Origin of the sequence: Neobacillus drentensis (assembly GCF_036962765.1) — a bacterium.
GTDB lineage: Bacteria > Bacillota > Bacilli > Bacillales > Cytobacillaceae > Neobacillus > Neobacillus drentensis_C.
Genome location: NZ_JBALOS010000120.1, coordinates 36796 through 44439, shown reverse-complemented (window position 1 = coordinate 44439; position 7644 = coordinate 36796). Strand labels below are relative to the sequence as shown.

General features: G+C 37.4%; 14 protein-coding genes. 10 read left to right on the top strand and 4 right to left on the bottom strand.

Annotated elements, in window-relative coordinates:
- Nucleotides 1-179: 179 nt before the first annotated feature.
- From yjcZ (V7137_RS15670) to V7137_RS15630, 9 genes are all read left to right on the top strand, one after another.
- Complete coding sequence (gene yjcZ, locus V7137_RS15670; RefSeq protein WP_335386867.1) at nt 180-302, top strand: sporulation protein YjcZ; 123 nt, start codon at nt 180-182, stop codon at nt 300-302.
- 51 nt (nt 303-353) lie between these two features.
- Nucleotides 354-446: a YjcZ family sporulation protein gene (locus V7137_RS15665; RefSeq protein WP_335698944.1), complete on the top strand. Its 93-nt coding sequence runs from the start codon at nt 354-356 to the stop codon at nt 444-446.
- Nucleotides 447-579: 133 nt separating this feature from the next.
- Nucleotides 580-774, top strand: coding sequence for a hypothetical protein (locus V7137_RS15660; protein WP_335698943.1), 195 nt, complete (start codon nt 580-582; stop codon nt 772-774).
- A 398-nt stretch (nt 775-1172) separates the two neighbouring features.
- A complete protein-coding gene (locus V7137_RS15655) occupies nt 1173-1289 on the top strand; it encodes a YjcZ family sporulation protein (RefSeq protein WP_335698942.1) in 117 nt (38 codons plus the stop codon).
- 51 nt (nt 1290-1340) lie between these two features.
- Nucleotides 1341-1436 (top strand): YjcZ family sporulation protein, encoded by a 96-nt coding sequence (locus V7137_RS15650; RefSeq protein WP_335698941.1) that lies wholly within the window; start codon nt 1341-1343, stop codon nt 1434-1436.
- A 711-nt stretch (nt 1437-2147) separates the two neighbouring features.
- Nucleotides 2148-2291, top strand: a complete 144-nt coding sequence (yjcZ, locus tag V7137_RS15645; protein WP_335698940.1) for a sporulation protein YjcZ — start codon at nt 2148-2150, stop codon at nt 2289-2291.
- A gap of 123 nt (nt 2292-2414) precedes the next feature.
- Nucleotides 2415-2567 carry a hypothetical protein gene (locus V7137_RS15640; protein WP_335698939.1) on the top strand — a complete coding sequence of 51 codons (153 nt, stop codon included), beginning with the start codon at nt 2415-2417 and terminating at the stop codon, nt 2565-2567.
- 388 nt (nt 2568-2955) lie between these two features.
- Nucleotides 2956-3090, top strand: a complete 135-nt coding sequence (gene yjcZ / locus V7137_RS15635; protein ID WP_335698938.1) for a sporulation protein YjcZ — start codon at nt 2956-2958, stop codon at nt 3088-3090.
- A gap of 65 nt (nt 3091-3155) precedes the next feature.
- Nucleotides 3156-3248, top strand: a complete 93-nt coding sequence (locus tag V7137_RS15630) for a YjcZ family sporulation protein (protein ID WP_335698947.1) — start codon at nt 3156-3158, stop codon at nt 3246-3248.
- Nucleotides 3249-3341: 93 nt separating this feature from the next.
- Here the strand turns inward: V7137_RS15630 and V7137_RS15625 are convergent, their stop codons facing one another.
- From V7137_RS15625 to V7137_RS15615, 3 genes are all read right to left on the bottom strand, one after another.
- Entirely contained in the window at nt 3342-4052 is a 711-nt protein-coding gene (locus tag V7137_RS15625) for a hypothetical protein (protein ID WP_335698937.1), read from the bottom strand.
- 198 nt (nt 4053-4250) lie between these two features.
- Nucleotides 4251-4820: a YitT family protein gene (locus tag V7137_RS15620; RefSeq protein ID WP_335698936.1), complete on the bottom strand. Its 570-nt coding sequence runs from the start codon at nt 4818-4820 to the stop codon at nt 4251-4253.
- A gap of 185 nt (nt 4821-5005) precedes the next feature.
- Entirely contained in the window at nt 5006-5719 is a 714-nt protein-coding gene (locus tag V7137_RS15615) for a class I SAM-dependent methyltransferase (protein WP_335698935.1), read from the bottom strand.
- Between the two features lie 187 nt (nt 5720-5906).
- Between V7137_RS15615 and V7137_RS15610 the strand changes: the two genes are divergently transcribed.
- A complete protein-coding gene (locus V7137_RS15610) occupies nt 5907-6683 on the top strand; it encodes a DUF2268 domain-containing protein (RefSeq protein ID WP_335698934.1) in 777 nt (258 codons plus the stop codon).
- 257 nt (nt 6684-6940) lie between these two features.
- Here the strand turns inward: V7137_RS15610 and V7137_RS15605 are convergent, their stop codons facing one another.
- Complete coding sequence (locus V7137_RS15605) at nt 6941-7198, bottom strand: hypothetical protein (RefSeq protein WP_335386859.1); 258 nt, start codon at nt 7196-7198, stop codon at nt 6941-6943.
- Nucleotides 7199-7644: the final 446 nt, after the last annotated feature.

Here is a 7644-nt window from a genome sequence, read left to right as displayed (position 1 = left end):
AGCGAATGTATTCATGCATTCGCTTCTTCTTGTATTTCATCCATATAGAAAAAAAGGGGTACAATTGCGGATTTCTTCGAACATCGGGAACATGTCCAATCACGTTCTTTTGTAGAAAATATACTAATGTTGAGGGTAGTAAATAACATCCTCAAATACTAAATAGGTGGTGAAAAGATATGAGTTGTGGATACGATGGCGGTTATGGCGGTGGCTATGGCGGCGGTTATGGCGGCGGCAGCACTTTTGTATTAATCGTAGTATTGTTCATTCTATTAATTATCGTCCTTGCTGTAACTTAGTTTTGGGGCATTTGAGATTTAAAGAGTAAATTTCAAAATGGGGTGAGAAACATGAGTGAAGGACATAGAAGCTCAATGGCTTTAGTCATTGTACTTTTCGTATTGCTTATCATTATAGGCACTTCTTTTATGAGTGGCTACTAAATTAGAAAAGTGACTTGTCACTTTTTTGAAGGAGCGAGGGACAGGTTGGAATTACCTGTCCTTTTTCCAAAGCTAAATAATCAGAATACCTCGTATTCTGAGCACATGCTGCTTAAAGAAAGGAGGAAAAAAATTGAATTCCCTTATGAGATTCAGAGGTCAGCCAATTGAAGTTAGAGATCGTTTTGGTAGAGTTCACCGCGGATTCATGGATGGGTTTGACCCTCCAGGAAGAGGCGTGTTTATTCGTGATGGCTTTAGAAGAAGAAGATTTATCCCCTTCTTTTTAATCTTTGCTATCTTCTCCAGAAGACGTCGCATTTTCTAAAAAAACGACTGATATATGAATAAACATCATGAAAGGAAGAGCCTATTTTGGGCTCTTTCTTTCATGATGTTTATTCTGCGAAAAGCACATGTTTCAAAAAATCCCAATCCTTTCTCCACGCTTGTCCAGTCCTCTTTATTCTTTTTGAATAGATTATAAGTGAGAGACAGGAATCTCTCTGTAGCCGCCAAGCACAGACATAATTGCACCTCTGGAAGAAGCGAATGTATTCATGCATACGCTTCTTCTTGTTTTCCATCGGATAAGAAAAAATAGAGTACGATTGCGGATTTTTCGAACAAACGTTAACTCGTCCAATCACGTTCGTTTTTAAGAAATATATTAATTGTGAGGATGGTAATGATCATCTTCCAATATTTATTAGGGGGTGAAGAGATATGAGTTGTGGATACGATGGTGGTTACGGCGGCGGCATGGGTTATGGCGGCGGCAGCACTTTTGTATTAATCGTAGTATTGTTCATTCTATTAATTATCGTCCTTGCAGTAACTTAGTTTTGTTTCCTTTACGTTTTAAAGAGTAATTTTCAAAATGGGGTGAGATACATGAGTGATGGACACCATAGAAGTTCAACAGCTTTTGTCGTTGTACTTTTCGTATTGCTTATCATTGTAGGAACTTCCTTTATGAGCGGCTACTAAATCAGAATAGTGACATGTCACTTTTTTGAAGGAGGAAAGGACAGGTTGTAGAAATCTGTCCTTTTTCCAAGCATTAACTCATATTCTGAGCACACCTGCTTGAGAAAGGCGGAAGAAAATTGCCTAACTCACTTATGAGATTCAGAGGGCAGCCGATTGAAGTTAGAGATCATTTTGGCAGAGTTCATTGAGGAATCATGGATGGTTTGACCCTCCCGGAAGAGGCGTGTTTATTCGAGATGGCTTTAGAAGAAGAAGATTTATCCCTTCTTTTAATCTTTGCTATCTTCTTCAGAAGACGCCGCATTTTCTAAGAAACGGTTGAGAAATGAATAAATATTATGGAAGGAAGAGCCTATAATGGGTTCTTTCTTTTATTGTGTTTATTCTGCGAAATGCACATGTTCCAAAAAAAATTTAATCCTTTCTATACGCTTGTCCAGTCCTCTTTCTTCCTTTAGCCATATCTTATAAGTGAGAGACAGGAATCTCTCTGTAGCCGCCAAGCATAGACAGACATACACCTCCGGAAGAAGCGAATGTATTAAGCATTCGCTTCTTCTTATTTTTCATCCGTTTAGGAAAATATGGGACGATTGCGGATTTCTTCGAATAACGGAAACATGTCCAATCACGTTCTTTTCTAGAAAATATACTAATGTTGAGGGTAGTAAATAACATCCTTAAATACAAAATAGGTGGTGAAAAGATATGGGCTATGGTTGTGGTGGTTACGGCGGTGGCTACGGCGGCGGTTATGGCGGCGGTTATGGCGGTGGTTATGGCGGCGGCAGCACTTTTGTATTAGTCGTAGTATTGTTCATTCTATTAATTATCGTTCTTACCACATTTTAGTTTTGAGTTTTAAAGAGTAATTTTCAATATAGGAGCTTCCTTTATGCGAAGCTGCTAGTCAAAAAGGTGAAATGTCACTTTTTTGAAGGAGGAAGGAAGAGCCTATAAAGGGTTCTTCTTTTTATGCTTAGGTATGAAGACGTAATGTGTAGCGGAAAACACTTTGTTGTTCAACAAGGAAAAACGTTTCAATTTTCAAACCCCGTTGCTAAGCTTTTGTGGCAGGTTCTTCCTGATCGTAAGCAAAAAGCGGAAGCAAATTGGTCTACTAGATAAAGTTTTAATTACAAACTACCCGTAAAAGGAGATTCGATTACGGGTTTTGTTTTTCATAATATTTCAAATGTAGGCATTTTCAAGAAGGATTACTATTTTTACATTTCCTGCTTAATTTACTTATAATCAGCACTTGTCCCATTCATCTTTATTCTGAGTGCATATAGTATTACTACCACCGCCAGCAACATCCAGCATATAGTAATACCTCCGAAGAGGCGTTTGCATGTATTGCAGTCGCTTCTTTTCATTTTTAGAAATTGTTTAAGCAAATCGCTAATTTTTTCCTAACACAATGTTGTTTGTCCAATCAATCCTTGTCTTAAGAAAATATATATACATAATAGGAGTGTTTTTCCTATGAATATTCCAGTAGGTGGTGAAAAATATGTGGGGATTATGTGGATACGGCGGTGGCTACGACAGCGGTTATGGATACGGCGGTGGCAATGGCGGCAGTACATTTGTATTAATCGTTGTATTGTTCATTCTGTTGATTATCGTACTTTCAGTAGTATGCTAATAAACCATTCAGTATGATTTTGTTCTTTGAGTAAAGTCTTTTTTATAAGCCCTGTTGAAGGTGTTATACGTGGATGGTTCAAGAAACGTTCTGCGTTAGTCGTGGTATTGTTTGTTCTACTGATCATTGTCGGAACATCTTTTATGGGCGGCTTCTAAATGGTATGAACAAAGGGCAGGTTGAGTGCAATCTGTCCCTTTGTCATATCGACTTTTCCTTGTATGGTGATCGACATATAAAGCTACAGCAGATTAAACTCCTTGATAAGCATACGATTCTTTGATTAGCCGTTCCAACTGTTCAAAGAGGCTTTGAGCTGTCTGATAATCATCGAGGTCCGCCTTTTCATCTGCCTGTAATTTCTCTTTTAAATAGCGGTATGACCCCTCCCATTCCTCTAAACTTTTTAGATCAAAGAGTTTTGAAAACGTTGGTTTCATACTTTCCCAATTAGAATAAATGCTATTACACCATTCCAACAGCTCATCACGGTATCGGAGTTGTTCCTCTGTTTTAACTTCAAGCTCTTCGTGATAAGCATCCCTATCCAATAATTCTACATGGAATTGGGTTTGCTCTTCCCCTTCCAAACGATGATCAGATTCGACCTCAAGTTCTTCTTGATAAGCATACCTTTCCAATAATCCTTCATGGAATTGTGTTTGCTTTTCCCATTCCAAACGATGATCAGAATCGGCTTTAAGCTCTTCTTGATAAGTATTCGGTTCTACGAATAGCCGTTCCCACTGTTCATAGAGGCTTTTAGCTGTTAGATAGTCATCGTAGTCCACATTTAAATCTGTCTGTAATTTCTCTTTTAATTGACGGCAAGATCCTTCCCATTCCTCTACACATTCCACATCAAGAAGTTCGGAAACCTTTGGTTTCATACTGCTCCAAAAAGAATAAAGGTTATTACACCATTCCAACAAATCATCACGGTATTGTTTTTGTACTTCCATGTCGACACATTCCCCTCACATCGGTAATTTGCTTTTTTATTCTCCTGATTTTAATGACCACAAATTTATCCTATGTTCCGCGATTGTCCAAGGATTAGGCATTCACCCATATGTACATAACAACTTGACGTCAGGAAGAAAAACACCATTTAGATAAACGAAAAATTTTTTGAATAAAATCAACCATGAAACATATGATTACTCCCCTTCAATTAAGGAAGTTGTTAGACCAACAGTGGTAATAGCCAGGCATGAATAAAGAAATGAGTCTACTGGTAGTACAGTAAAACCTGCCAAAACTATGAGTCCATCAATGACGATAATCGCAATGGCTATATTGACGGAAAAAATTCCAGAAATGATTTTAGCGAGTAAGTCCGTTCCTCCCGTGCTCGTCTGATATCGAAGCATTAAACCCACACCCGATCCAATGATTACTCCTCCTAATAATGCACTTGAAAGGTGGGAAACGGAAATTTGAGTACGAAGGGGAGCAAGAAGATCAATGAACAAAGAGGAGACCAACAGCCCTTGTAAACTACTAAAAAAGTACCCTCTTTTATTCATTGATGCGTATATACAAATGGGGAGGCTCAAAACCACCATTGAAATCCCGGCCTGAAGATCAAAGAAGTAATGAAGTATTAATGCGATTCCAAGGATTCCACCGTCAATTAAATGATTAGGCACCAGAAACCCATTTACCCCAATTCCTAATAGCAAGCTGCCTATAATAGTAGCCATTAATTTCTGAAAAATAACGATCACCTTGTCCTGTCTTTTTAATCTATAAGTATGTCGCCATCTAAAAATTAAGAATGATGAACATATTTTTTAATTGGTGTGGCAGAAATGAATTAGATTTTTAATCAAAAACGAACCCGTAAACGGATATTCCATTTACGGGTTTTGTATTTAATCATATTTCAATAAAAATGTATGACTTGAACAGTTCAAATACAACATCTGAACACTCGAAAACCTAGTATACCCTTATAAACGGTTGTAAAGTGCATGTGTTTTTCTAGAATTTCAAAGAATTTATCATCAATATTCTCCGAAAGTGAAAAATCAGTAACATTTCGCTCATCATTTTCATCAAACTCAAGTTTACACTTCTCTACACTAACTTGTTTAAAACTGGCTCTTTTGAAAAAGTTAACCCATTCATTTTCAGTTAGTAATTGAGAAACTCCATAAAAATGAACGATAGGTTTCAGTTCATCTTCAGAAAGTGATTTTTCAAGTACCATTTCAATTGCAAGCAAGACCCCATTTGGCTTTAATACTCTTTTAAATTCAGGAATTGTTAAGGAGACATCTGTAAAGGCTATGACTGATTCTGAGAGAATAATGTCAAATAAACTCTCATCGAAAGGAAGATTTTCAGTGCTCCCTTGCTTAACATCAATAGGCAAATGTAAGGATGAAAATCTTTGTCTAGCCTTTTCCAACATGATTTTATTACAATCTAAGGAAGTAACATGACATTGGTACTGTTCTGCAATATAGGCAGAGGTTTGCCCTGTTCCACACCCAGCATCAAGAATCGACTTTGTTTCATCTATTTTTTCCCTTGATAGGAGCTCTTTTGTTAGTTGAAGACCTCCAGGATGAGCACCTCCAACTCCAAATATGGCTAAACAATCAAGATAAGTGTAATTCAAATTAAGTCCCATCCTTTTTTGAAATTGTACATTATTTTATGATAATGGGATAAATTTGTTCACGACACTCTTATTAACACTAATGACCTTTTAAAGATGTCAGGAAGATAAGGAAAAAGGTTTCGGAACGATTATATGATACGTGCATAATGTATTTTAAACGAAATGTGTAGGTAGGAGGGCTGATATGGGCGTGATTAGAACGGATAAGTGGCTGCACGATTCCTATCAAAAACCCATTGAAATATGTGAAAACTTAACAGGTCACTTTGAGGGTGCTCTAGCTTCCGAAATCTATGATTACTTAACTCTACATGGAATGTATCATCCTTTTGGGAACGGAAACGAGGTAGTGGAAAAATTACAAAAAAATAAAGTATGGGAAATTGTACAAGAGGAAAGTCTACAACTTCAAAAAGTGTGGGAAGGTCCAAATATCCCTATCTTTATTTTTCCATCAGATAAGAACAATCGAATATTACAACAGGACTTTAATGGAAAATCAGGTTTGGCCTTCAAGGATAAACTACTTTTATTTATTTCAGAGGATAACATGGAAAAGGAAATAAGGGCATTGTTTACACATGAGTATAACCATGTTTGTCGGTTATCCAAGTTTCAAAAAAACGAAGAGGATTACCTATTGCTGGACACGATCATTTTAGAAGGATTAGCTGAAAATGCCGTACGTGAAAGAATGGGTGAAGAATTCTTAGCTACTTGGACTTCGTATTATTCCAAGGAAGAGCTAAAGAAAATGTGGAAAAACATAGTGCTCCCAAATAAAAATGTTCTAAAAAATGACCTAAAGCATCAAAACATCTTATATGGATTACGTTTCTATCCGAAAATGTTAGGGTATTGTGTTGGGTATTACTTGGTTAAGAATTATCTTGAAGCAACGAACAAAACAAGTAAGGATCTACTAAATATCCATACAGATACCATTACTCAAATTATGTAAAAGTAGTATGAAACGAAAAAAACAGAAGAAAAAAAATTCTCCTCTGTTTTTTTGGATCAAGAAATATTCAAATTATCGTTTGTTGATCACTTTGAATGGAGTATATCGGAGTCCGACTCTATCGCCTAGCTCATCGAGGCGCCAAGAAGACTAAGGAGCCACCTCCCTACAGTTTTTCTCATTCTTGTTGGAGATGAACAAGGTTCTTGTGATTTATGCTTTTAACTCATTTAACATTTCAACATAATAAAATTGAACTAAAAAAAGAATAGAGATAGTACAGCTAATGAAGCAATAGCACCAAACGCAATTCCAGCGCCAAAGCCCCAACCCCAGCCCCAGCCTCCATAACCAAAACCGCCTAGGTTTCTGCGACGCCCCAGTGGTTGAAGGAAAACTCTGTCGTTGGAAACTCGATGAATGATTCCCCTATGAATTCTCCCGTCATGGGTTCTGATTTCAACAGCTCTCCCCATATGTCTGTGACACAGTCCATGAAAATGTTCAATTGACATTTTTTCACCCCCATTTCCTTATGAACCATACGACATTATATGTATTGAATTACATTTCGTAATGGACAAGTGTATTAGGGTTTAAGCGGAAACTTCTTCATCCTGTCATGAGTCCCGATGGTGTCGATTATGATAATAAGATCGAATACATCGAGGTAGTAAGCCCCGAATGAATCGTTTATTCCCTTGGCGGGGGCGAAGAGGAAGAACGTAAGAGATTTATGGAAGAGTATGCATCAATGAAGCAAGGTTTTGGCGGAACCTTTGATCAGCTAATCGATTACTTGGCTATGGCGTGACGAATTGGACATTAGCTGCCTTGTGACTTTTCCACTCTGTATTTTTGGGCTGTGAATAAGCTTCACATACTGACGGTGCAACATACACATATCTTAGGTGCTTATTTTAGTAAATAGCTCTGTTAAACCTGCCTGTTGATTTCCGCT